At 58.7% G+C, this 24,484-nt stretch carries 19 protein-coding genes; 11 read left to right on the forward strand and 8 right to left on the reverse strand.

Annotation, left to right across the window (positions count from 1 at the left end; genetic code table 11):
* From D882_RS0117930 to D882_RS0117950, 5 genes are all read right to left on the reverse strand, one after another.
* A complete protein-coding gene (locus D882_RS0117930; protein ID WP_027924494.1) occupies positions 1–1,011 on the reverse strand; it encodes an ABC transporter permease subunit in 1,011 nt (336 codons plus the stop codon).
* Between the two features lie 74 nt (positions 1,012–1,085).
* The gene (locus D882_RS0117935) at positions 1,086–2,681 is read right to left on the reverse strand and encodes an ABC transporter substrate-binding protein (RefSeq protein ID WP_027924495.1); all 1,596 of its coding nucleotides are present in this window, start codon (positions 2,679–2,681) and stop codon (positions 1,086–1,088) included.
* Positions 2,682–2,759: 78 nt separating this feature from the next.
* Positions 2,760–4,172 carry an OprD family porin gene (locus D882_RS0117940; protein ID WP_027924496.1) on the reverse strand — a complete coding sequence of 471 codons (1,413 nt, stop codon included), beginning with the start codon at positions 4,170–4,172 and terminating at the stop codon, positions 2,760–2,762.
* Positions 4,173–4,342: 170 nt separating this feature from the next.
* Positions 4,343–5,941 carry an ABC transporter substrate-binding protein gene (locus tag D882_RS0117945; RefSeq protein WP_027924497.1) on the reverse strand — a complete coding sequence of 533 codons (1,599 nt, stop codon included), beginning with the start codon at positions 5,939–5,941 and terminating at the stop codon, positions 4,343–4,345.
* Positions 5,942–6,248: 307 nt separating this feature from the next.
* Complete coding sequence (locus D882_RS0117950) at positions 6,249–7,874, reverse strand: ABC transporter substrate-binding protein (RefSeq protein ID WP_027924498.1); 1,626 nt, start codon at positions 7,872–7,874, stop codon at positions 6,249–6,251.
* Between the two features lie 1,503 nt (positions 7,875–9,377).
* Here D882_RS0117950 and D882_RS0117960 point away from each other — a divergent pair.
* Positions 9,378–9,743: a DUF6124 family protein gene (locus tag D882_RS0117960; protein ID WP_027924499.1), complete on the forward strand. Its 366-nt coding sequence runs from the start codon at positions 9,378–9,380 to the stop codon at positions 9,741–9,743.
* A gap of 224 nt (positions 9,744–9,967) precedes the next feature.
* Here D882_RS0117960 and D882_RS0117965 read toward each other — a convergent pair whose 3' ends face one another.
* Positions 9,968–10,684: an SIMPL domain-containing protein gene (locus tag D882_RS0117965; RefSeq protein WP_027924500.1), complete on the reverse strand. Its 717-nt coding sequence runs from the start codon at positions 10,682–10,684 to the stop codon at positions 9,968–9,970.
* 307 nt (positions 10,685–10,991) lie between these two features.
* Here D882_RS0117965 and D882_RS0117975 point away from each other — a divergent pair, with 307 nt between their 5' ends.
* The 5 genes from D882_RS0117975 to D882_RS0117995 all read left to right on the forward strand — a co-directional run bounded on the left by D882_RS0117975 (position 10,992) and on the right by D882_RS0117995 (position 15,967).
* Positions 10,992–11,180: a hypothetical protein gene (locus D882_RS0117975; protein WP_027924501.1), complete on the forward strand. Its 189-nt coding sequence runs from the start codon at positions 10,992–10,994 to the stop codon at positions 11,178–11,180.
* Positions 11,181–11,452: 272 nt separating this feature from the next.
* The gene (locus tag D882_RS0117980; protein ID WP_027924502.1) at positions 11,453–12,715 is read left to right on the forward strand and encodes an ATP-binding protein; all 1,263 of its coding nucleotides are present in this window, start codon (positions 11,453–11,455) and stop codon (positions 12,713–12,715) included.
* A complete protein-coding gene (locus D882_RS0117985) occupies positions 12,708–13,268 on the forward strand; it encodes a response regulator transcription factor (protein WP_027924503.1) in 561 nt (186 codons plus the stop codon). The genes D882_RS0117980 and D882_RS0117985 overlap by 8 nt, the downstream gene beginning before the upstream one ends.
* A gap of 96 nt (positions 13,269–13,364) precedes the next feature.
* Positions 13,365–15,092, forward strand: a complete 1,728-nt coding sequence (locus D882_RS0117990) for an ABC transporter ATP-binding protein/permease (RefSeq protein ID WP_027924504.1) — start codon at positions 13,365–13,367, stop codon at positions 15,090–15,092.
* A gap of 125 nt (positions 15,093–15,217) precedes the next feature.
* Positions 15,218–15,967: a FadR/GntR family transcriptional regulator gene (locus D882_RS0117995; RefSeq protein ID WP_027924505.1), complete on the forward strand. Its 750-nt coding sequence runs from the start codon at positions 15,218–15,220 to the stop codon at positions 15,965–15,967.
* A 129-nt stretch (positions 15,968–16,096) separates the two neighbouring features.
* Here the strand turns inward: D882_RS0117995 and D882_RS0118000 are convergent, their stop codons facing one another.
* Positions 16,097–16,288, reverse strand: a complete 192-nt coding sequence (locus D882_RS0118000) for a hypothetical protein (protein WP_027924506.1) — start codon at positions 16,286–16,288, stop codon at positions 16,097–16,099.
* Between the two features lie 14 nt (positions 16,289–16,302).
* Positions 16,303–17,607: a hypothetical protein gene (locus tag D882_RS0118005; RefSeq protein WP_027924507.1), complete on the reverse strand. Its 1,305-nt coding sequence runs from the start codon at positions 17,605–17,607 to the stop codon at positions 16,303–16,305.
* Between the two features lie 236 nt (positions 17,608–17,843).
* Here D882_RS0118005 and kdgD point away from each other — a divergent pair, with 236 nt between their 5' ends.
* The 5 genes from kdgD (at position 17,844) to D882_RS0118030 (ending at position 24,423) form a co-directional block, all read left to right on the forward strand.
* Positions 17,844–18,755, forward strand: a complete 912-nt coding sequence (kdgD, locus tag D882_RS0118010) for a 5-dehydro-4-deoxyglucarate dehydratase (RefSeq protein WP_027924508.1) — start codon at positions 17,844–17,846, stop codon at positions 18,753–18,755.
* 60 nt (positions 18,756–18,815) lie between these two features.
* Positions 18,816–20,261: an aldehyde dehydrogenase family protein gene (locus D882_RS0118015; RefSeq protein ID WP_027924509.1), complete on the forward strand. Its 1,446-nt coding sequence runs from the start codon at positions 18,816–18,818 to the stop codon at positions 20,259–20,261.
* A gap of 89 nt (positions 20,262–20,350) precedes the next feature.
* A complete protein-coding gene (locus D882_RS0118020; RefSeq protein WP_027924510.1) occupies positions 20,351–21,730 on the forward strand; it encodes an MFS transporter in 1,380 nt (459 codons plus the stop codon).
* 11 nt (positions 21,731–21,741) lie between these two features.
* A complete protein-coding gene (gene garD / locus D882_RS0118025) occupies positions 21,742–23,295 on the forward strand; it encodes a galactarate dehydratase (protein ID WP_027924511.1) in 1,554 nt (517 codons plus the stop codon).
* Positions 23,296–23,481: 186 nt separating this feature from the next.
* Positions 23,482–24,423, forward strand: coding sequence for an AEC family transporter (locus tag D882_RS0118030; protein ID WP_027924512.1), 942 nt, complete (start codon positions 23,482–23,484; stop codon positions 24,421–24,423).
* Positions 24,424–24,484: the final 61 nt, after the last annotated feature.

A 24,484-nucleotide genomic window follows, 5' to 3' on the forward strand; every position in this document is an offset into this window, starting at 1 on the left:
TCAGCGCTGGTGACGGATGCGTGGGTTGGCAAAGCCGTAGAGGATGTCCACCACGAAGTTGACCAGAATCACCAGGCAGGCGATTAACAGGATGCCGTTTTGCACGACTGGATAGTCTCGGGCGCCAATGGCTTCGATCAGCCATTTACCGATGCCGGGCCACGAGAAGATGGTTTCGGTCAGGACCGCACCGGCCAGCAACGTGCCGACTTGCAGGCCGACCACGGTCAGGACCGGAATCAGCGCGTTGCGCAGGCCGTGCACGAACACCACGCGAGAAGGCGACAGGCCTTTGGCGCGGGCGGTACGGATGTAGTCTTCACGCAGTACTTCGAGCATCGAAGAACGGGTCATCCGCGCAATAACGGCCAGCGGGATGGTACCCAGCACGATGGCCGGCAGGATCAGGTGATGCAGGGCATCGAAGAACGCACCGACGTCATCGGCCAGCAGCGTGTCGATGAGCATGAAGCCGGTGCGCGGCTCGATGTCATAGAGCAAGTCGATCCGCCCGGACACCGGGGTCCAGCCCAGGCTCACCGAGAAGAACATGATCAGGATCAGGCCCCACCAGAAGATCGGCATCGAATATCCCGCCAGGGAGATGCCCATCACCCCATGGTCGAACAGGGATCCTCGCTTGAGTGCCGCGATCACCCCGGCCAGGAGGCCCAGGATGCCGGCGAACAGCAGGGCGGCCATGGACAGTTCCAGGGTCGCTGGGAATAGAGAGGTGAACTCGCTCCACACGCTTTCACGGGTACGCAGCGATTCGCCGAGGTCGCCGTGAGCCAGTTTGCCGACGTAGTCCAGGTATTGGGCATACAGCGGTTTGTTCAGACCAAGGCGTTCCATTGCCTGAGCATGCATTTCGGGGTCGACTCGGCGTTCGCCCATCATTACTTCCACGGGGTCGCCTGGAATCATGCGAATCAACGCGAAAGTCAGCAAGGTGATGCCGAAGAACGTGGGGATCAATAACCCCAATCGGCGGGCAATAAAACTAAACATCTTGTGGTGTACCTCATCAGCCGGTTAGGCGTGCCTGGTGTCCCTGGAGTCAGGGACACCGGGAGTTTTCTTATTTACTTCACCTGGGTGGTGGCGAAGTTATTCGTGGTAAGCGGGCTAATGTGATAGCCCTCTACGTTGTTGCGCATTGCAGTAAACATACGGGTGTGCGCCATGCTGATCCATGGCTGGTCCTGATTGAAAACCTCCTGGGCTTGCTCGTAGAGCGCCGCACGTTCCGTCGGGTTCACTTTAGCTCGGGCTTCATCGATCAGCGTCTGGAATTTCTCGTTGCACCAGCGCGCGTAGTTTTCGCCGTTCTTGGCTGCTTCGCAACTCAGCATAGGCGTCAGGAAGTTATCCGGATCGCCGTTATCACCCGCCCATCCGGCGGAAACCATGTCGTGCTCGCCGTTTTTCGCACGTTTGAGCATTTCGCCCCATTCCATGACGCGAATGTCGATCTTGATGCCGACCTTGGCCAGGTCAGCCTGCATCATCTGCGCGCCCAGCATCGGGTTCGGGTTGGTCGGCCCGCCGCCGTTACGGGTGAACAGTGTAAACGTTGTGCCTTCCGGTACGCCTGCTTCCTTGAGCAAGGCGCGGGCCTTGTCCAAGTCTCGCGGCGGGTTGGTCAGCTTGTGGTTGTAGCCCAGCAGAGTGTCCGGGTACGGGTTGACCGCGACAGTCGCATTGCCTTTGCCGAACAGCGCGTTGACATAGGCCGCCTTGTCGAACGCGATGTCGATGGCTTTGCGCACGCGCACATCGCTCATGTATTTGTGCGAGGTGTTCATGGCGATGTACGAAACGGTCATCGCGTTCATCTCATCAACCTTGAGGTTGGTGTCTTTCTTGATGCTCGGGATGTCATCCGGTTTCGGATACAGCGCGATCTGGCACTCGTTGGCCTTGAGCTTTTGCAGGCGCACGTTGTTGTCGGTGGCAATTGCCAGAATCAACGCGTCAGCCGGTGGCTTGCCACGGAAGTACTCCGGGTTGGCCTTGAAGCGAACCTGAGCGTCCTTGTTGTAGCGCTGGAACACGAATGGACCGGTGCCAATTGGCTTGTTGTTCAAGTCGCCGGCCTTGTTCGCCTTGAGCAACTGGTCGGCGTATTCGGCGGAGTAGATCGAGGAGAAGGCCATGGCGATGTCGGCCAGGAACGGCGCTTCACGACGGGTCAGGGTGAACTTGACCGTGTTGTCGTCGACTTTCTCGACGCTTTTGAGCAGTTCCTTGAAGCCCATGCTTTCAAAGTACGGGAAGCCCACGCTCGACAGTTTGTGCCATGGGTGGTTCGGGTCCAGCTGACGCTGGAAACTCCAGACCACGTCGTCGGCGTTCATGTCGCGCGTCGGCTTGAAGTAATCGGTGGTGTGAAACTTGACGCCTTTGCGCAGGTGGAACGTGTAGCTCAGACCGTCTTCGCTGATGTCCCAGGAATCGGCCAGTGCCGGAATCACTTCAGTGGTGCCCGGCTTGAAGTCCGCCAGACGGTTGAAGATGGTTTCAGCCACGGCGTCGGCTGTGACTGCAGTCGTGTACTGGACCATATCGAAGCCTTCCGGACTGGCTTCGGTGCAGACCACCAGGGGTGTGGCAGCGACGCCAACAGCGACACTCAGCAACGCGGCAGCGATGGCCGCACGTAGGGGAAGCATTTTCATCAAGAACCCTCTGCAATCAGTTAAAGGACTAATGCCTAACAGCTGATTCGTCACTGAATCAGCTGATAGGCAGGTGCATTACAGGATGTTGAACGGAATGGTGGTCACGAGACGGAACTCGTTGATGCTGCCATCGCCCTGGTTTTCACTGGCGCGGTGAGCGGTGTAGGTCGCGCGAACAGTGGTGGCCTTGAGTGGGCCGCTCTGAATGGCGTACGTCGAACCGATGCCGTATTCGTAGTGGGTTTCGCCGTCCATGTTTTTCACGTCATAGGCGGTACCGGTGTAGTGAGTACCGTCGATGCCCCAGCCACGCGCCTGGTAGATGTTGAACTTCAGACCTGGCACGCCGTATTCAGCCATGTTCAGGCCGTAGGCGATCTGGAAGGATTTCTCGTTCGGGCCGTTGAAGTCCGACAGCAGGGAGTTGGCCAGGTAGATGCCGTTGGTTTCGTGCAGGTAGTCGAAGTACTCGTTACCGTTAATTTCCTGGTACGAGAAGGTCAGGGTGTGAGCCTGGTGAGTCAGGCCAAACGACAGGGAGCCGGCCTGGTTGTCGATTTCGCCCAGCAGTCTCTTACCTTCATCGACGGTCTTGTAGTAGTTCAGGCCGGTGGTCAGGCTCAGTACCGAACTGTCACCCAACACGTGGCTGGCGCCGAAGTAGTACTGGTTCCAGAAGTCTTCGGCCTGGGTCGCCCACAGGCTGGTGGTCAGGCTGGCGAAAGGGGTATAGGTGAGGCCTGCCGTATTAACGTGATCGGTCTCAGCAGTAATGTTTTGGTATTCGGAGCGGAACTTGCTCAGGCTTTCTTCGGTACGCGGCGAAACGCGGTCAAAGGTCCCCAGGTCGAAAGCCAGGTTGTTCAGCTCTTCGCTGTGGACCGCGACGCCCTGGAAGCTCGAAGGCAGGGCACGGTTGCCGATCACATCGACCTGCGGGCTGCTGAAGTTCATGCGGCCGGCGGTCAGGGTGGTGTTGGAGATGCGAGCCTTGACGTTGGCCAGGCCCAGCTTGCTCCACTGACCTTGAGCGTCGCCGCCTTCTTTGGTCAGGGTACGGTTGTTGCCCGCGCCTGGGCGGGAGCCCGGTGCGCCACCGTTGTTGGAGGCCAGGTTCTCGCGATCGCGCTCCAGAGCAACAGCGTTGTAGGCGGCCACTTCGGTGCTGAAACCTACAGTGCCTTCGGTGAAACCGGAGTTGTACTTGACGATGGTGCCTTGAACCCAGTTGATACGACGATCAGTCGGGGTGGCGACACCGTCTTTGCGGTAAGTGAACTTGCCGCCACGTTTCAGTTGTTCGTTGGCGTACCAGTTGCGCGTGGTGCCGGAGATGGATTGACCTTCGACGAAGCCAGTTGCATCAGCTTGTGCACTTTTGGTGTTAACCGTCACCGGGGTGAATGCCTGGCTCTGGGTTTCTGCGTACGCCGAGGCGGTTACGCTGCTGATGGCCAAGGCCAATAACGCGGTGCTGCTCAGTTTCATGGGTGAAGCTCCTTACTTTCTTTTTTTTAATGCCGGTCTTATTGGTGATCCGGCTATTGGTTTAGAACACATTCAAGGCATCGCAAACGTTTGCTGCAGGCCGGATTGACGAATTACGGCAATACGCTTGCGTGAGGGCGTAATACGCCCCCAGCGTTCTGGCTAATCGGTTATTGGTCGATACTGACGCCCGAGAACACGTTGCGGCCGAAGGGGCTGACTTTGAACCCTTCGACTTTGGCGCTTAACGGCTGGTTAACCGTCGAGTGGGCGACTGGCGTGATCGGCACCTGCTGTTTGAGGTACTGCTGCGCCTGTTTGTACAGGATGGTGCGTTGGTCGCGGTCGGTGACGACCTTGGCCTGCTTGACCAGCTTGTCGTAAGCCGGATCACACCACATGGAGTAGTTGTTGCCGCCAATGGCGTCGCAGCTGTAAAGCGTGCCGAGCCAGTTGTCCGGGTCCCCATTGTCCCCGGTCCAGCCGATCAGGCTGATGTCGTGCTCGCCATTCTTGGTGCGCTTGATGTACTCGCCCCATTCATAGCTGACGATCTTCACTTTGAGGCCGATTTTTGCCCAGTCAGCCTGGAGCATTTCGGCCATCAACTTGGCGTTCGGGTTGTAAGGGCGTTGAACGGGCATCGCCCACAGGGTGATTTCAGTGCCTTCCTTCACGCCGGCAGCCTTGAGCAATTCCCTGGCTTTTTCCGGGTTGTAGGCGGCGTCTTTGATCGTTTCGTCGTACGACCATTGGGTCGGCGGCATGGCATTGACGGCCAACTGCCCGGCACCCTGGTAGACGGCGTTGAGAATGCTTTGCTTGTTCACCGCCATGTCCAGCGCCTGTCGCACTTCGAGCTGGTCGAAAGGCTTGTGCCGAACGTTGTAGGCGATGTAACCGAGGTTGAAACCTGGCTTCTCGATGAGCTTGAGTTTTTCGTCGTGCTTCAGCGCGGTCACGTCGGCAGGGCGAGGGTGCAGGGTGATCTGGCACTCGTTGGCCTTGAGTTTCTGCACCCGCACCGAGGCGTCGGTGTTGATGGCGAAAATCAGGTTGTCGAGCTTGACCCGGCTCGGGTCCCAGTACTGCTTGTTGCCGGTGTAACGGATGTTGGAGTCTTTCTGGTAACTCTTGAACACAAACGGGCCAGTGCCGATCGGCTTCTGGTTGATGTCGCTCGGTTTGCCAACGGCCAGCAACTTGTCGGCGTATTCGGCGGACAGGATGGCGGCGAAGCTCATGGCGATGTTCTGGATGAACGCGGCGTCGACGCTGTTGAGCGTCATGACCACGGTCAGCGGCCCGGTCTTTTCGACCTTGGCGATGTTCTTGTTCAGGCTCATCCCGTTGAAATACGGGAACTCGGTCGGATAAGCCTTACGGAAAGGGTGTTGCGGGTCGAGCATGCGATTAAACGTGAACAGCACGTCATCGGCATTGAAGTCGCGGGTCGGCGTGAAGTAGGGCGTGGTATGAAACTTCACCCCTTCGCGCAGGTGAAAGGTGTACTTGAGGCCGTCTTCGGAAATATCCCAACGAGTGGCCAGGCCCGGTACGACATTGGTCGCGCCTTTTTCAAACTCTGCCAAACGGTTGTACAGCGGCTCGGCGGCGTCGTTATCGGTCGCAGTGGTGTACTGCGCCGTGTCGAAACCGGCGGGGCTGCCTTCAGAGCAGAACACCAGGCTGTTATTGGCGGCCTGGATGGATGTGGCGGCCAACAGGCCGGTGCCCAGTAATGCGGATAAAACCAAGGAATGGCGCATGACGCTCCCTCTTGTAATCACGAGTGTTTTGACAATGAGCCGCCGTCCCGTCCTGGGACGTGGAGGATCACTGACTTCAAACCATGCCTTTCAGCAATAACCGAGAGCCCACGCATGAGCTGGTCAGAACCCGACGGTATGAGCCGTGGATCTGGCAGTAAATGCGTAGAGTCCTAAAGACTCGTAGGAAATGGCAACGCGTCCGACTCCACCGCCGTAGTACGCGGAGGAAACGGATGTAAGAGTTTTCCTGCTTTCTCGGCAGATAAAGCAACGGCGACGTCAAAAACGTCGCCGTTGCAAAACCTTATTTGCTGACGCTGACGCCGTAGAAGGAGTTCAAGCCAAACGGACTGATCTTGAAATCCCGCACTTCGTTGCGCATTGGTTGGAACACCGTCGAGTGAGCGATAGGTGTCATTGGAACTGCATCTTTGAGGACGTGTTGCGCCTGTTTGTACAGTTCGGTGCGCTTGGCCTGGTCGGTTGTGCGCTTGGCTTCTTTAACGATGCCGTCGAACTTCTTGTCGCACCACTTGGAGAAGTTGTTGCCTTGCAGCGAGTCGCAGCCGAACAACACGTTCAGCCAGTTGTCCGGGTCACCGTTGTCGCCGCTCCAGCCAATCAGCATCGCGCCGTTTTCGCCGCCTTTGGAGCGCTTGATGTACTCGCCCCACTCGTAGGTCACGATCTTGGCTTTGATGCCGATCTTGGCCCAGTCGGACTGCAGCATTTCAGCCATCAGTTTGGCGTTCGGGTTGTAAGGACGCTGTACCGGCATCGCCCACAGGTTGATCTCGGTACCTTCCTTGATGCCGGCTTCCTTGAGCAGCTCTTTGGCTTTCTCAGGGTTGTACGGAGCATCTTTGATGGTGGTGTCGTAAGACCATTGGGTTGGCGGCATGGCGTTGACGGCCAGTTGGCCTGCGCCCTGGTAAACCGAGTCGATGATCTGCTGCTTGTTGACGGCCATGTCCAGTGCCTGACGCACTTTCAGTTGGGCCATCGGGTTCGGCTCGTCGCTGCCCTTGATCTTGTCCATCACGTTGTAGGCGATGTAACCCAGGTTGAAACCGGCCTGATCAGGCACTTTCAGGGTCTTGTCTTCTTTGAGCGCCTTCAAGTCGGCTGGACGTGGGAACAGAGTGATCTGGCACTCGCCCTTCTTCAGCTTCTGGATACGCACCGACGGGTCGGTGGTGATGGCGAAGATCAGGTTGTCGATCTTGACGTCGTCAGGCTTCCAGTAGTCCTTGTTCCCGGTGTAGCGGATGTTGGAGTCTTTCTGGTAGCTCTTGAATACGAACGGACCCGTGCCGACCGGCTTCTGGTTGATGTCTGCCGCTTTGCCTTCTTTCAGCAGCTGGGCTGCGTACTCGGCGGACTGCACCGAGGCGAAGCTCATGGCCATGTTCTGGATGAACGCGGCATCCACTTCTTTCAACGTGAACTTGACGGTTTTGTCGTCGACTTTATCGATCTTGGTGATGTTGGTGTCCATCCCCATGTCGGTGAAGTACGGGAATTCAGTCGGGTACGCCTTACGGAACGGGTCATCCTTGTTAATCATGCGATTAAAGGTGAACAGCACGTCGTCGGCGTTGAACTCACGAGTCGGCTTGAAGTACGGGGTGGTGTGGAACTTGACGCCGTCACGCAGGTGGAAGGTGTACGTCAGGCCGTCCGGGGAAATGTCCCAGCTGGTCGCCAGGCCAGGAATCACGGCGGTGCCGCCGCGCTCGAACTGGGTCAGGCGGTTGAACATGGTTTCTGCAGAGGCGTCGAAGTCGGTTCCGGTGGTGTATTGACCTGGATCGAAACCGGCCGGGCTCCCTTCGGAGCAGAACACCAGGTTAGTCGCGGCTTGGGCGAAGGGTGCGCTAGCTAGCAAGCTGGCGCCGACTAAAAACGGAATGACCGCGTGTTTAAGCATGGTGGCCTCATGATTGTTGTCATTTTTGGAATTAGAGGACGACCTCGTGAGTCGACCTGCGGATACTTATGCAGGGGCCGTACCCAATGCAAGATCCAGAGCGACCACAGGCGTTAAACAGTGGCACGTACGTACCTTAATGTCGCATTTGTATAAATTCAGGCGCATTTGACCGTTTGCGCAGGTTTTTTTCGGTGCAACCGGCGCACCGCGGCGGGGCGATTGGCGGGGCTTGCGCACCCGGTTGGAGCGTGGTGTTACTTATTTATACCCACGTTTTGGGGGTTGAATGGGTTGGGTGGGTGGCTTTTTGGGATTGAGAATATTTTGCGCCGGGCGTGGGGGCTGTTGAGTTTGGGACCGTGTGGTAGGTATTTGTTGTTTAACGGGTTTGTCGGGGGGGGGGGGGGGCAGTTTGACTGGCAGGTGTTTGTCAGTGGACATCTTGGTTGTTGGTCTAATCAGTACATTATTGGCGACAGTTGGCGCACGGTCGTGGGCTGCACGTTTATGGGTGGTACTGGGTGCAACCTTGGCTTTTTATTGGTGGCGCCTTTTTTCGATGGCGGGGTACATATCCATTCCTGCGGTAACGGCCGCTAATGGTTTCGCTCTTACAGCGAGTCACTTTGGAAGTGCGCCAAAGTAACCAAAGCGCATTTGCCCCTTTCGTTCGGTGCCTCGCCCAGGCTCGGCATGCCCTCGCTCCGGTCCTGCTCCGTGGGCCCGCCGCCATCGGCCATCCATGGCCGGGGGCGGCTAACCCGGCATCCATGCCGGGTTGCCCACTGCGCAGAACCTCCACTCGGCCTCTCGAGGGGGCGGTGCGTCAAGATCAAAAGCTGTAGGCGAGCTAACGCTCGGCCCGTTGAGTGGTGAGAAGCAAGGGCGGTACGCGGACTCCGTGTAGGAGTGAGCCTGCTCGCGAAGGCGGCCTGACAGCCGACCAATCTCTACCAGATACACCCAATTCAAAATGTGGGAGCGAGCCTGCTCGCGAATACGGCCTCACAGCCAACCGATCCCCATCAGGTAAACCCAATCCAATTGTGGGAGCTGGCTTGCCTGCGATGGCGGCCTGACAGCCGACCAATCTCTTTCTGCTGCCCCCCAACTGATCGTTCTCACGCTCCCGCGTGGGAATGCCGCCAGGGACGCTCCGCGTTCCATTTTTGTGTTGAACGATGTGTAAAAAACACAGAGCTTTCCCACGCATTTTTCAGGTTGCCGGGTAGGAAGCAGTGCCCCTAATCTCTGGCGGTCGCTGCGATTTCAGCGACCGGGTGTGGAAACCTGGATCTTTTAGTAGCCGCATAGCTGGACCATCGTAATCGTTGCCGACGTCTTCTTTCGTCTGCAAACTGCGTCATGGCGGCTGTGCGTGGGCAGACTTCGGTCTGGCCGGGTCCTACTAACCGGTATTTCCACCCTGCGTGCAGCCGCCACCTAATTGTCGTGTGGAAACGACATTGGATGGCTCCCATTTATAAGTAGGAGCATTCCATGGACAAGCTAATCCCCGATCCACCCACCACCCCCGAAACCGAAGCTGAAGACTTACGCGCCGAAACATTACTCAAAGACCACGAAGCCATAAAACGCGCCCTCGACTACTACCTCGATTCCCCATCCCAATACACCGAAAAACCCCGCCGTCCCAGCACGATGTACATGATCGCCCCGAACATGGACACCGAAAGCCTGCTGGCCCAAGCCTGCGAATCACTGGCCTCCGCCAGTGTCATGACCAGTGATTTCGCCGCGAACCTGATCGGCCCGCAGCGTAATACGGTGTTGGCGATTCAGCAGATCATCATGCTGGCAGAGCTGGCGGTGAATCGGGCACTGGATAACGTCGATCCAGCATAGTAGTTCAGAGACCACGTTATCGTTCATCGCGAGCAAGCTCGCTCCCACAGGATTTATGTCGTACACAAATACTGTGCTCACCGTAGATCCACTGTGGGAGCGAGCTTGCTCGCGATGGCGGCCTATCATTCGCCAAAGAATTGAAGGGTTCACCCCGACTTCTGGCAGGCAAAAAAAACGGCGTTCACTCCAGTGATCGCCGTTTTTATGTACGTCTTATCAAATCAAGGCATCAACACTTCAATCGCGCCATCCGCCGTCATGCTGACCTGACTGGTGCCCGCCTCAACATCCGGTGTCACCGGTGCGGCGTCCATCGAGGCGGCTTTCATCATCATTGGGGCGCGCATGTACGGTTGTGGATAACCGTTGCTGTTCAGGTTCAGGTTAACGATCTTGTAGCTCTTGCCACCCAGTGCATCGGTCGCCAGTTGTGCGCGAGCCTTGAAGGCGGTCACGGCTTCTTTAAGCAGTGCGTCTTCGCTGGCCTTGCGTGTTGGTGTGGCGATGGCGAAGTCCATGCCGCCCATTTTCAGGTCGGTGAGCAGTTCGCCGGTCAGTTTCGACAGGGCGGCGAAGTCCGAGCTTTCCAGGCGCAGTTCGGCGCGTTCACGCCAGCCGGTGATTTTCTGGCCCTTGGTGTCGTAGATCGGGTAGCTGTTGCGGCTGCCCTGGCGCAGGGTGATGTCTTTGACCTGTTTGGCCTGGGCCAGTGCTTTGTTCATGGTGGTGCTGACGTCGGCGGCGAGTTTGGCCGGGTCGGTGTTTTGGTCTTCGGTATAAAGGGTCACGATCATCAGGTCGCGGGCCACTTCCTGGCTGACTTCGGCGCGCAGGGAAATCTGGTTGTAATGCAGCTCGTCGGCGGCGAGGGCCGGGAGGCTGGCGAGGGTGCCGGCACTCAGGGCGAGGAGGGCGGTGCAGCGGCGCAATGTGTGCATGAAAGCTCCTTGGGCGATGCGCAGGTGTCAGGTCCGAGCCTGCGTGAAACCATCAGACTCTAGCTTTATTGATCCGGTTCGCACAGTTACAACTTCTATACAGATACTGCATGGTAAGCCGTTCATCGGCCAAACAGATTCACGAGCTCGCTGTATAGCGCTGAAATTGGGGGCGAGCGGGGACACCTGTTAGTTCTGACAGTAGAAATACTGATGAGGTTGGTCGAGCATCGTGTAAGCCCGTCGATTGGCCCTTTCGGCCAGGTGATTGGCATCAATGGCATGCTCTCTCAATAAGGAAATAACCATGACCCCTCAAGAAAAATCAGATGCCGCAGCACGCGGTTATCAAGCCATCATTGTCAGCGGACCAGCAGGAGAACAGTGGGTGGATGTTCTGATAGATGGCACACAAAAAGGGCTCCGTTTCGGAACGGAAGATGAGGCGTGGATCTACATTAAAAACATCTTTTCAGCCGATGCATACAATCATTGAGCAATCAGGTGTCCCGCATAACGCGTGAACCAAATCATCAGCACAACTTGTCCAAAAAACGCAGCCAATAAATCCTGAATGAATCGAAGCTGACTGATCCGACAAACCGGCCATCACGCGTGGATCGCCGGTTTTCTTTCGTCTATCAGATCGGGCCTTATAGCCGCCGCAGATCTTTCTGCCATGTGGCCGTTTGCCGCACTTTTGCCTGTCAGCCCCCGTGCTTGGTTATACTCCGTGCGATCCGCCTGGAGCGCTCATCAGGAGAGCTCATGCTCGCCCCCGTTCAAATCACTTCTGCCACTCGCCAGAACCTCTGGCGGTTGACGTTCATCCGCACGTTAGTGCTCGCCGCTCAGGCCGGTTCCGTCGGGTTGGCCTATTGGCTCGACCTGCTGCCGCTGCCGTGGGTGCAACTGGCCATGACCCTCGGTTGCTCGACGCTGTTGTGCGCATTTACCGCGGTTCGGCTGCGCACGACGTGGCCGGTCACCGAGCTGGAATATGCGCTGCAACTGGCCTGCGACCTGTTTATCCACAGTGCCCTGCTGTATTTCTCCGGTGGCTCGACCAACCCGTTCGTCTCGTATTACCTGGTGCCGCTGACCATCGCCGCGGTGACGTTGCCATGGCGCTATTCGGTGATTCTGTCGGGTATCGCGTTGACGATGTACACCTTGCTGCTCGCGCGGTTCTATCCGCTGCAAACCTTCCCGATTGCCCGGGAGAACCTGCAGGTCTATGGGATGTGGCTGAGTTTTGCACTGGCTGCTGCGGTGATTACGTTTTTTGCCGCACGCATGGCCGAAGAGCTGCGCCGTCAGGAAGAGCTGCGGGCGATTCGGCGTGAAGAAGGTCTGCGTGACCAGCAATTGCTGGCGGTAGCGACGCAAGCCGCCGGCGCGGCGCATGAATTGGGCACGCCGCTGGCGACCATGAGCGTGTTGCTCAAGGAAATGCGCCAGGACCACCACGACCCGTTGTTGCAGGACGATTTGAGTGTGCTGCAGGATCAGGTCAAGCTGTGCAAAGAGACCTTGCAGCAACTGGTGCGCGCCGCCGAGGCCAATCGCCGTTTGGCGGTGGAAATGCAGGACGTCACCGACTGGCTCGACGAAGCGCTGAACCGCTGGCACCTGATGCGCCCGGAAGCCAGTTACCGCTTCCAGCGCCTGGGCCAAGGCACTGTGCCGCGCATGGCACCGCCACCGGACCTGACCCAGGCGCTGCTGAATTTGCTGAACAACGCTGCTGATGCGTGCCCTGAAGGGCTGCAGGTGACGCTGGACTGGAACGCCGAAGACCTGACCATCAGCATCCGCGATCACGGTGCCGGTGTGCCGCTGGCCATCGCCGAACAGATCGGCAAACCGTTTTTTACCACCAAGGGCAAAGGTTTCGGCCTGGGCCTGTTTTTGAGCAAGGCCAGCGTGACACGCGCCGGCGGCTCAGTGAAACTCTACAGTCATGAGGAAGGCGGCACGCTCACCGAGCTGCGCCTGCCCCGTGTCGCCCGAGGAGACGAACATGAGTGACGATATCCAGGTTGAAGGCGAAGAACTGCCGCATTTGCTGTTGGTCGACGACGATGCAACCTTTACCCGCGTGATGGCCCGCGCCATGGCCCGCCGTGGTTTTCGCGTCAGCACCGCCGGCTCTGCCGAAGAAGGCCTGACCATCGCCCAGGCCGACCTGCCGGATTACGCCGCGCTGGACCTGAAAATGGACGGCGACTCGGGCCTGGTCTTGCTGCCCAAGCTGCTGGAACTGGACCCGGAAATGCGCGTGGTGATCCTCACCGGTTATTCGAGCATCGCCACCGCCGTCGAGGCGATCAAGCGCGGTGCCTGCAATTACCTGTGCAAACCGGCCGACGCCGACGACGTGCTGGCAGCCTTGCTGTCCGAGCACGCCGACCTCGACACCCTGGTGCCGGAAAACCCGATGTCGGTGGACCGTTTGCAGTGGGAGCACATCCAGCGCGTGCTGACCGAGCACGAAGGCAACATCTCGGCCACGGCCCGCGCCCTGGGCATGCACCGCCGTACCCTGCAGCGCAAACTGCAGAAACGTCCGGTGCGCCGCTGAACGGGCGCTGAACGATCATCGCCACCCCTCGCGATAACTCGAGCCGATCAACTATGATCGGTTCGTGTGTGTACTTTTCTTTATCGAGCCTTATCCATGAATCAGAACGCTGAATATTCCGCGGTCAACGATGCCGTGCGCGGGCAGTTTTTCCGCAAGGTCTGGGCGATCATCACGCCCTATTGGCAAAGTGAAGAGAAGGGCAAGGCCTGGACGCTGCTGATCGCGGTGATTGCCCTGTCGTTGATCAGCGTGGGGATCTCGGTGTGGTTCAACACCTGGTACAAGGATTTTTACAACGCCTTGCAGAAGAAGGATGAAGCGGCGTTCTGGCAGCTGATTCTGTATTTCTGCGCGATTGCCGCCGTGGCGATTGTCGGGGCGGTGTACCGGCTCTACCTGACGCAGATGCTGACGATCCGGTGGCGAGCCTGGCTGACGGAGAAACACTTTGCCCGCTGGCTCGGCAACAAAAACTACTACCAGCTGGAGCAGGGCGGTTACACCGATAACCCGGACCAGCGGATTTCCGAAGACCTCAACAACTTTACGGCCAACACCCTGAGCCTGGGCATCGGGCTGATCCGCAACGTCGTCAGCCTGGTGTCGTTCTCGATCATTTTGTGGGGCGTTTCGGGCAGCATTGAAGTGTTCGGTTTTACCATTCCCGGCTACATGTTCTGGTGTGTACTGGTCTACGCCGTGGTCGGTAGCTGGCTGACGCATTTGATCGGTCGTCGCTTGATCGGCCTGAACAACCAACAACAACGCTTCGAAGCCGACCTGCGTTTCTCCATGGTCCGGGTTCGTGAGAATGCCGAAAGTATCGCGTTGTACAACGGCGAGCCGAATGAAAATCGTCGCTTGAGCAGCCGTTTCGGAATGGTCTGGCACAACTTCTGGGACATCATGAAAGTGTCCAAGCGCCTGACATTCTTCACCGCCGGTTACAGTCAGGCCGCGATCATTTTCCCGTTCATGGTCGCTGCGCCGCGTTACTTCGCCGGCAAGATCGAACTCGGTGAACTGATGCAAATCAGCTCGGCGTTCGGCAACGTGCAAGAGAGTTTCAGCTGGTTTATCAGCGCGTATCAGGACCTCGCCTCATGGCGTGCCACCTGTGATCGTCTGCTGAGTTTCCGTCAGGCCATGACCGACAACGAAGAGCGCCAACCGGCCATCGACGTACAGAATCAGGGCGATGAACTGAAGATCCACAACCTCGGCCTCGATCTGGCAGACGGTCGTCACCTGCTGACCAACGCCGACCTGACGGTGGAAGAGGGCGATCGCGTGATGCTCAGCGGCCGTTCCGGCAGCGGCAAGTCGACCTTGTTGCGCGCGATGGGGCATCTGTGGCCAGCCGGCCACGGCAGTATCCGTCTGCCGTCGGCGCGCTACCTGTTCCTGCCGCAAAAGCCATACTTGCCGATTGGCACCTTGCGTGAGGCGCTGAGTTATCCACAGGCGGGTGATATCTATCCGCAGGAACGCTACGTCCATGTGCTGGAAACCTGCCGTTTGCCGCATCTTGTTGCACGTCTGGATGAGGCGAACCACTGGCAGCGCATGCTCTCGCCGGGTGAACAGCAACGTTTGGCGTTTGCCCGAGCGCTGCTGTATGCACCGCAATGGCTGTACATGGACGAAGCCACTTCGGCGATGGATGAAGAGGATGAAGGGTCGCTGTATCAAGCGTTGATCGACGAGTTGCCGGGGTTGAGCATCATCAGCGTCGGGCACCGCAGCAGCCTGAAGCGTTTCCACCCACGGCATGTTCGAATCGAGAACGGCCATTTGGTGGACCAGACCGTGACCGCATAAACACCACTATCCCTGTGGGAGCGAGCTTGCTCGCTCCCACAGGGATAGTGGATGCTGACGGTGATCGTACAACCGCGTTGAGCTATGATGCGGTTTCAGCCGAATTTTCGAGACAGATGTTCACCATGGAAAACCCGATCGACGCACCACGCCTCCCTCGCAAGCGCCGCAGCCTCGCACAGGAATTGGTGACGGTGCTGTCCGAGCAGATCCGCGACGGTCACCTCAAGCGCGGCGACAAATTGCCCACCGAGTCGGCGATCATGGATGCTCATGGCGTCAGCCGCACGGTGGTGCGCGAGGCGATTTCCCGTTTGCAGGCGGCCGGGCAGGTTGAAACCCGCCATGGCATCGGCACCTTCGTGCTCGATACCCCGAGCCCGAGCGGCTTTCGCATCGATCCGGCAACGGTGGTCACTCTGCGTGACGTGTTGGCGATTCTGGAGTTGCGCATCAGCCTCGAAGTGGAGTCCGCCGGCCTCGCCGCGCAACGCCGCAGCGACGAGCAACTAGGTTTGATGAGAGCTGCGCTGGACGCCCTCAACGAAAGCGCTTCGCATGCCAGCGATGCGGTCGCCTCGGACTTCCAGTTCCACCTGCAAATCGCGCTGGCGACCGGTAACCGCTACTTCACCGACATCATGACCCACCTCGGCACCAGCATCATTCCGCGCACCCGCCTGAACTCCGCGCGCCTGGCCCATGACGACCAGCAGCACTACATGAATCGCCTGAGCCGTGAACACGAAGAGATTTACGACGCCATCGCCCGTCAGGATTCCGATGCGGCGCGGGCCGCAATGCGTTTGCACCTGACGAATAGCCGCGAGCGGTTGCGTCATGCGCATGAAGAGGCTGAGGCGCAGCGGGGTTAATTTTCCGGTCGCAATTTTCTGCTGTCTGCTGGAATGCCATCGCGAGCAAGCCCGGCTCCCACAGTGTTTTGTGAAAACCTGTGGGAGCCGAGCTTGCTCGCGATAGGGCCTTCAGCCCTGATGAAAAAGTTAGCTGATACGCAGGATCGAACGATCCACCCTCACCGCCAATCCAGCCACCCCAGGCTTGGCATCAAACACCACATCCCCCCGTTCATTCACCACCGCCCGCGCAATCACCACGCCCTTGGACAACAACTCCAACGGCGCCCCGTTCATAGATTGGCCCGAAGCCAGTTCCAGTTTCACTTTTATCGTCATCATGGATCTCCTTATCAGGCAACGTTGCCGGTGGGTGTGTAGTCCTTGAGCAGCAAATAAGTGCTCCAGCCCCACCAGTCGTCGATGGTGGCGGTGTCGTTCAGGTTGTTGACGTCCTTGCGCCGCAGCACCTTGCTGCCCTCGACCCTGAACAGCGGCGAGAAATTGCCGACCGGGTTCAGCGCGGCTTGCAAGTCCGGCAGCTTTTTCAAGGCGCTGAAGTTGCTGGGCGATGGAGCGACACCGCTGAGGTACGCCGTGAAGATCTCATCCGCAGACAGCTGAACCGCTTGATTGACCTGCACGCGATTGGCGCTGTCGATCGCGTCGAAATAGCGTTTGTCGCCATACGCGCGCCATTGATCGGCGTTGCCATTACGCACATTGAGGCCGAACTTGCTGTCTTCGTCGTGCATGAAACGGGTGATCAACGAGCCCAGGTCGCTGGGTGTGACCACCGCCGCCAGTTGCTTGCGCGGTACACGCAGGTGGCCCGCGGAAAACAGGTCAGTCAGGTAATGATCGGCAAACGCATTCATCGCGTAGGCGATTTCGAGCTGTTTTTCATCACCACTGTTTTTCGCCAGCACGGCTTGCTGCACGGCCGCAGTGTGGCCGGCGATATAGGCTGCCAGTGCCCCTTCGGCAAAGTGGTCAGTATTGTTGGCGGCGAGTTTCAGATAACGCCCCAACGGGAATAGCGCCGAGACGAAACTGCCGCCGCCGGTGATCTTGTTCCACTCCTCCGACAACGTATCTCCGAGGGCGTCATAGACCTCGTGAGGCTGTTTGCCGTCCTGGATCGCCTGCTTCACGGCGGCGATTTCCTTTTGCATGACCCCGAGGATCAGCTTGGCCTCGGCATTCGCGGCCGGCAGCACCGCCAGCGAGTTGAATGCGTTGGAGAAGCGCTGGACTCGGTCCGGAGCGGTGGCGCCTTCGCTGATCGGTTGCTCGGGAATTCCGTAGAAATCACCGCCCAGCGCAACAACCTGGCCATAGGTCAGCGCCAGCCCGTTGGGCAAATGCAGTTCGACCTGTGAGGCCGGGATCGCGGGGGCATCCTTGATGAAACGCAGCAGGGTGCCATCCCCGATAGCCGTGTGTTCACCCCCCTCGAACCTCAGTTGCGGCTTGCCATTCAAGGCTTTGCCGGAAGGGGAGGCGGACGGTTGAGAGGCGTGGTTGTGAGGTGTGCCCAAGTGCAGCACCAGCAATTCATGGCCGCTGATGGCAATGCCGTGCTCATTGAAAAGATCATCCAGAACGGTAATGACCTGCTTGGGTTTTTCCTGGGATTGAGTGTGTAGACCTGACATTTCTAGCTCCTTGATATGTCGTAGGCAGACTTCAAATTAACTGTATGTATATACAGTTAATTCGATTTTAGCCGAGAAATTTCCTACGTCAAGGAAAGAACCTCTCCTACATAAAAATGCAGACGGCGATGAAATGCAGTTGACGGTTATTATTTAAGTTGTACGATGACCTACAACTCGGCGAAAGCTGAACGGTTTCCTCACACACATACGTTGCTACTCAGGGTGTTCGAATAATGAATCCACAAGAACTGAAGTCCATCCTCTCTTCCGGCCTGTTGTCTTTCCCGGTCACCGATTTCAATGCTCAGGGCGATTTCCATCGCGCGGGCTACATCAAGCGTCTCGAATGGCTGGCCCCATACGGCGCCACGGCGTTGTTCGCCGCGGGCGGCACCGGTGAGTTCTTCTCTCTGGCAGCCAGCGAATATTCGGAAATCATCAAGACTGCCGTCGACACCTGCGAAACCAGTGTGCCGATCCTGGCCGGCGTGGGCGGTTCGACCCGTCAAGCCATCGAGTACGCACAGGAAGCCGAGCGCCTGGGCGCCAAAGGCCTGTTGCTGCTGCCGCACTACCTGACCGAAGCCAGCCAGGACGGCGTTGCCGCCCACGTTGAAGCCGTGTGCAAATCGGTGAAAATCGGCGTGGTGGTTTACAACCGTAACGTCTGCCGCCTGACCGCTCCTTTGCTGGAACGTCTGGCCGAGCGCTGCCCGAACCTGATCGGCTACAAAGATGGCCTGGGCGATATCGAACTGATGGTGTCGATCCGTCGTCGCCTCGGCGATCGCTTCAGCTACCTGGGCGGTTTGCCGACCGCTGAAGTCTACGCCGCTGCTTACAAAGCCCTGGGCGTGCCGGTTTACTCCTCGGCGGTGTTCAACTTCATCCCGAAAACCGCGATGGATTTTTACCACGCCATCGCTCGCGAAGATCACGCCACCGTTGGCAAGATCATCGACGACTTCTTCCTGCCCTACCTGGACATCCGTAACCGCAAAGCCGGCTACGCGGTGAGCATCGTCAAGGCCGGGGCAAAAATTGCCGGTTACGACGCAGGTCCTGTGCGTGCACCGCTGACCGATCTGACGGCCGAAGAGTACGAAATGCTCGCCGCGCTGATCGACAAGCAAGGTGCGCAGTAACACATCCGATTTAACAGGGCCGCTGAGTGATCAGCGGCCTTTTGCGTGAGGAGAATTGTTGTGGCAGATGCAAAGCGTTTTGATAACTACATCAACGGTGCATGGGTGGCGGGCAGTGATTACTGCGCCAACATCAACCCGTCCGAACTGACCGACACCATCGGTCACTACGCCAAAGCCGATCTGGCTCAAGTCCACGCCGCCATCGACGCCGCTCGCGCCGCGTTCCCGGCCTGGTCGACGTCGGGCATTCAGGCACGTCACGACTCGCTGGATAAAGTCGGTACTGAAATCCTCGCCCGTCGCGAAGAACTCGGTACCTTGCTGGCCCGTGAAGAAGGCAAGACCCTGCCTGAAGCCATCGGCGAAGTGACTCGCGCCGGTAACATCTTCAAGTTCTTCGCTGGTGAAACCCTGCGTCTGTCCGGCGACTATTTGCCGTCGGTACGCCCGGGTGTGAACGTTGAAGTGACTCGCGAAGCATTGGGCGTGGTTGGCCTGATCACCCCGTGGAACTTCCCGATCGCCATCCCCGCGTGGAAAATCGCCCCGGCCCTGGCGTACGGTAACTGCGTCGTGCTGAAACCAGCGGATCTGGTACCCGGTTGCGCCTGGGCCCTGGCCGAAATCATCTCCCGCGCAGGCTTCCCGGCTGGCGTGTTCAACCTGGTGATGGGCAGCGGTCGGGTGGTCGGCGATGCGCTGGTGCAGAGCCCGAAAGTCGACGGCATCAGCTTCACCGGTTCCGTCGGTGTCGGTCGTCAGATCGCGGTCAGCTGTGTATCGCGTCAAGCCAAGGTTCAGCTGGAAATGGGCGGCAAGAACCCGCAGATCATTCTCGACGACGCTGACCTCAAGCAAGCGGTCGAGCTGTCGGTGCAGAGCGCGTTCTACTCCACCGGTCAGCGTTGCACCGCTTCCAGCCGTTTCATCGTGACGGCCGGCATCCACGACAAATTCGTCGAAGCCGTGGCCGAACGCATGAAGTCGATCAAGGTCGGCCATGCGCTGAAAACCGGTACTGACATTGGTCCCGTGGTTTCCCAGACTCAGCTTGAGCAAGACATGAAGTACATCGACATCGGCCAGTCCGAAGGTGCGCGTCTGGTCAGTGGCGGTGGTCTGGTGACCTGCGACACCGAAGGCTACTACCTGGCGCCAACGCTGTTTGCCGACAGCGAAGCCGCGATGCGCATCAGCCGCGAAGAGATCTTCGGTCCGGTGGCCAACGTGGTTCGCGTCGCGGATTACGAAGCGGCACTGGCCATGGCCAACGACACCGAGTTCGGTCTGTCGGCGGGTATCGCGACCACCTCGTTGAAGTACGCCAACCACTTCAAGCGCCATTCCCAGGCCGGGATGGTGATGGTCAACCTGCCGACCGCAGGCGTGGATTACCACGTTCCATTCGGCGGGCGTAAAGGTTCATCCTATGGATCCCGCGAGCAAGGTCGCTATGCGCAAGAGTTCTACACCGTGGTGAAGACCTCTTACATCGGCTCCTGACAGGAAACGCCGCGGTATCGGCATCGATGCCGCAACCCCTGTAAATAGTTCCACCCGCGCATAAAAATAATCAGTGGGAGTACATCTACATGCAAGCGACCAAGCCGACCCATGTCCGCTATTTGATCCTGCTCATGCTTTTCCTGGTGACCACGATCAACTACGCCGACCGGGCTACCATCGCCATTGCGGGCTCGAGCCTGCAAAAAGACCTCGGCATCGACGCGGTCACTCTCGGTTATATCTTCTCTGCATTCGGTTGGGCCTACGTGGCCGGGCAAATTCCCGGTGGCTGGCTGCTGGACCGTTTCGGCTCGAAAAAAGTCTACGCACTGAGCATCTTCACCTGGTCGCTGTTCACCGTGCTCCAGGGCTACGTCGGTGAGTTCGGCATGTCCACGGCGATCGTTGCGCTGTTCATGCTGCGCTTCCTCGTCGGCCTGGCCGAAGCGCCATCCTTCCCTGGTAACGCACGCATCGTTGCGGCCTGGTTCCCGACCGCTGAACGCGGTACTGCGTCTGCGATCTTCAACTCGGCGCAATACTTCGCCACCGTTCTGTTTGCACCGCTGATGGGCTGGATCGTCTACACGTTCGGCTGGCAGCATGTGTTTGTGGTGATGGGCAGCATCGGCATCGTGTTCTCGCTGATCTGGCTGAAAGTTATCCACAGTCCGCGTCAGCACCCGATGATCAACGAGGCCGAGTTCAAGCACATCGCCGAGAACGGCGGCATGGTCGACATGGACCAGGACAAAGGCAAAGGGCAAGCCGCCGGCAAACCGGCTGAAGGCCCGAAATGGGACTACGTGCGTCAGCTGCTGACCAATCGCATGATGCTCGGCGTCTACCTGAGCCAGTATTGCATCAACGCCATCACCTACTTCTTCCTGACCTGGTTCCCGGTGTATCTGGTGCAAGAACGCGGCATGACCATCCTCAAGGCCGGTTTCATTGCCTCGTTGCCGGCGATCTGCGGTTTTATCGGTGGTGTGTTGGGCGGTGTGATTTCCGACTACCTGCTGCGCAAGGGCCACTCCCTGACCTTCGCCCGCAAGGCGCCGATCATCGCGGGCCTGCTGGTGTCCAGCAGCATCGTGGCTTGCAACTACGTCGACATCGAATGGATGGTCGTGGGCTTCATGGCCCTGGCCTTCTTCGGCAAAGGAGTGGGCGCGTTGGGCTGGGCCGTGGTGTCCGATACCTCGCCAAAGCAGATCGCCGGTTTGAGTGGCGGCCTGTTCAACATGTTCGGCAACATCGCGTCGATCACCACGCCAATCGTGATCGGCTACATCATCAGCTCCACCGGCTCGTTCAAATGGGCGCTGGTGTTTGTCGGTTGCAACGCACTGGTGGCGGTGTTCAGCTACCTGGTGATCGTTGGTCCGATCAAACGCGTGGTACTCAAGGAGCCGCCAGTCAGCGGTCCTGAAAAAAACAACAAATTGTCACAAGCGCATTCCTGAGGAGCGGCGTCATGCAGTTGATTGAACATTCCGACTCGCCGCGCTACATCCGCCTGCACGAGCGGGACAACGTAGTGATCGTGGTCAATGACCAGGGCGTGCCGGCCGGCACCGAGTTTCCCGATGGCCTGGTGACCGTGGACTTCGTGCCACAAAGCCACAAAGTCACGCTGGAAGACATTCCCGAAGGCGGGCAGGTGATTCGTTACGGCCAGACTATTGGCTACGCGTTGCAGCCGATTCCGCGCGGCAGCTGGGTCAAGGAAGATCAACTGCGCATGCCCACCGCGCCGCCGCTGGACAGCTTGCCGCTGTCCACCGAAGTGCCGGCGGCGCAAGCCCCGCTCGACGGCTATACGTTCGAGGGCTATCGCAACGCCGACGGCACTGTCGGCACACGCAATATCCTGGGGATTACCACGACCGTTCAGTGCGTCACCGGTGTGCTGGATCATGCGGTCAAGCGCATCAAGGACGAGTTGCTGCCCAAGTACCCGAACGTCGACGACGTGGTCGCGCTGACCCACAGCTACGGCTGTGGTGTGGCGATTACGGCGGCCGATGCGTACATCCCGATTCGTACTGTACGCAACCTGGCGCGTAACCCGAACCTGGGTGGCGAAGCGTTGGTGATCAGCCTGGGTTGCGAGAAATTGCAGGCCGGGCAGGTGATGCACGAGAACGACAGCTCGGTGGATCTGAGCGAGCCGTGGTTGTACCGCCTGCAGGATTCGAGTCACGGTTTCACCGAGATGATCGAGCAGATCATGGCGCTGGCCGAAACCCGTTTGAAGAAGCTCGATCAGCGCCGCCGGGAAACCGTGCCGGCGTCCGAGCTGATTCTGGGCATGCAGTGCGGCGGCAGTGATGCGTTCTCCGGCATCACCGCTAACCCGGCGCTGGGTTATGCCTCGGACTTGTTGCTGCGTGCCGGTGCGACGGTGATGTTTTCCGAAGTGACTGAAGTGCGCGACGCGATCTACTTGCTGACCTCGCGAGCGGAAACTCAAGAAGTCGCTCAGGAACTGGTGCGGGAAATGGACTGGTACGACCGGTATCTGGCCAAGGGCGAAGCGGACCGTAGCGCCAACACCACGCCGGGCAACAAGAAGGGCGGGTTGTCGAACATCGTCGAGAAATCCCTGGGCTCGATCGTCAAGTCCGGCAGCAGCGCGATCAACGGGGTGCTTGGCCCTGGCGAGCGTTTCAAGCGCAAGGGCCTGATCTTCTGCGCAACCCCGGCCAGTGACTTTGTCTGCGGGACGTTGCAGTTGGCGGCGGGGATGAACCTGCACGTGTTCACCACCGGCCGTGGTACGCCGTATGGCTTGGCGATGGCGCCGGTGGTGAAGGTGTCAACCCGTACGGAACTGGCGCAGCGCTGGCCGGATTTGATCGACATCGATGCGGGGCGGATTGCCACCGGGCGGGCGTCGATCGAAGACCTCGGCTGGGAGTTGTTCCACTACTACCTGGACGTGGCCAGTGGCAAGAAGCAGACGTGGGCCGAGCAGCACAAGCTGCATAACGACATCACCCTGTTCAACCCTGCGCCGATCACCTGAGACCGCGTTATCGTTCATCGCGAGCAAGCTCGCTCCCTCCGGGATTTTCGTCGTGCGCAGATTGTGTGTTTTTCGCAGGACAAATGTGGGAGCGAGCTTGCTCGCGATTGCGGTCTAACAGACGCCGAAGGGCTGAGTGGCTTATTATTAGCCCCCTAACGACGCTCACCCAAGGTTCCCCTCGGCATGCTGGCAATCTTCCTCGAAACACTGAACATCACCGCGCCGGTGTTTGCCATGCTGTTTCTGGGTGTGCTGCTCAAGCGCATTGGCTGGATCAACGACAATTTCATCCACACCGCGTCGGCCCTGGTGTTCAACGTCACCATGCCGGCGTTGCTGTTTCTGGGCATTCTGCATGCGGACCTGCACGCGGCGCTGCAACCGGCGCTGCTGATCTACTTCTCGATGGCCACGCTGGTGAGTTTCGCCATTGCCTGGGTCTGGGCGATCTGGAAGTGCCCGCGCGAAGACCGGGGGATTTATACCCAAGGCGCGTTTCGCGGCAACAACGGGGTCATCGGCCTGGCGCTGGCGGCGAGCATGTACGGCGCCTACGGGATTTCCCTCGGGGCGATTCTCGCGGCGCTGGTGATCCTGTTCTACAACACGCTGTCGACCATTGTGCTGGCGGTGTACAGCCCGGTGATCAAGTCCGATCCGTGGAGCATCTGCAAAAGCGTGATGGGCAATCCGCTGATCATCAGCGTATTCGCGGCGGCGCCGTTTGCCTATTTCAAGATCGGTTTGCCGGGGTGGCTGGAGACGTCCGGGCAGTACCTGGCGCAGACCACATTGCCGCTGGCGTTGATTTGCATTGGCGGCACGCTGTCGCTGGCGGCGCTGCGCAAGAGCGGCGATATGGCGCTCAGTTCCAGCCTGGTGAAGATGATCGGCCTGCCGGTGCTGACGACCCTTGGGGCGTGGCTGTGGGGTTTTCGTGGGGCGGAGTTGGGGATTCTGTTTTTGTATTTTGGCAGCCCGACGGCGGCGGCCAGTTTTGTGATGGCCCGTCAGGCTGAGGGGAATCATGAACTGGCGGCGGCGATCATCGTCATCACCACGTTGATGGCGGCGGTGACCACCAACGTCGGGATCTTTTTGTTGCAGTGGGGTGGGTGGATCTAGCCCTGGGATTTTGGGTTGTTTTTCAGGGCCTGCTCGCGATGACGGCTGAACAATCACCACA

The organism is Pseudomonas sp. URMO17WK12:I12 (assembly GCF_000514395.1).
Classification (GTDB): Bacteria; Pseudomonadota; Gammaproteobacteria; order Pseudomonadales; family Pseudomonadaceae; genus Aquipseudomonas; species Aquipseudomonas mucoides.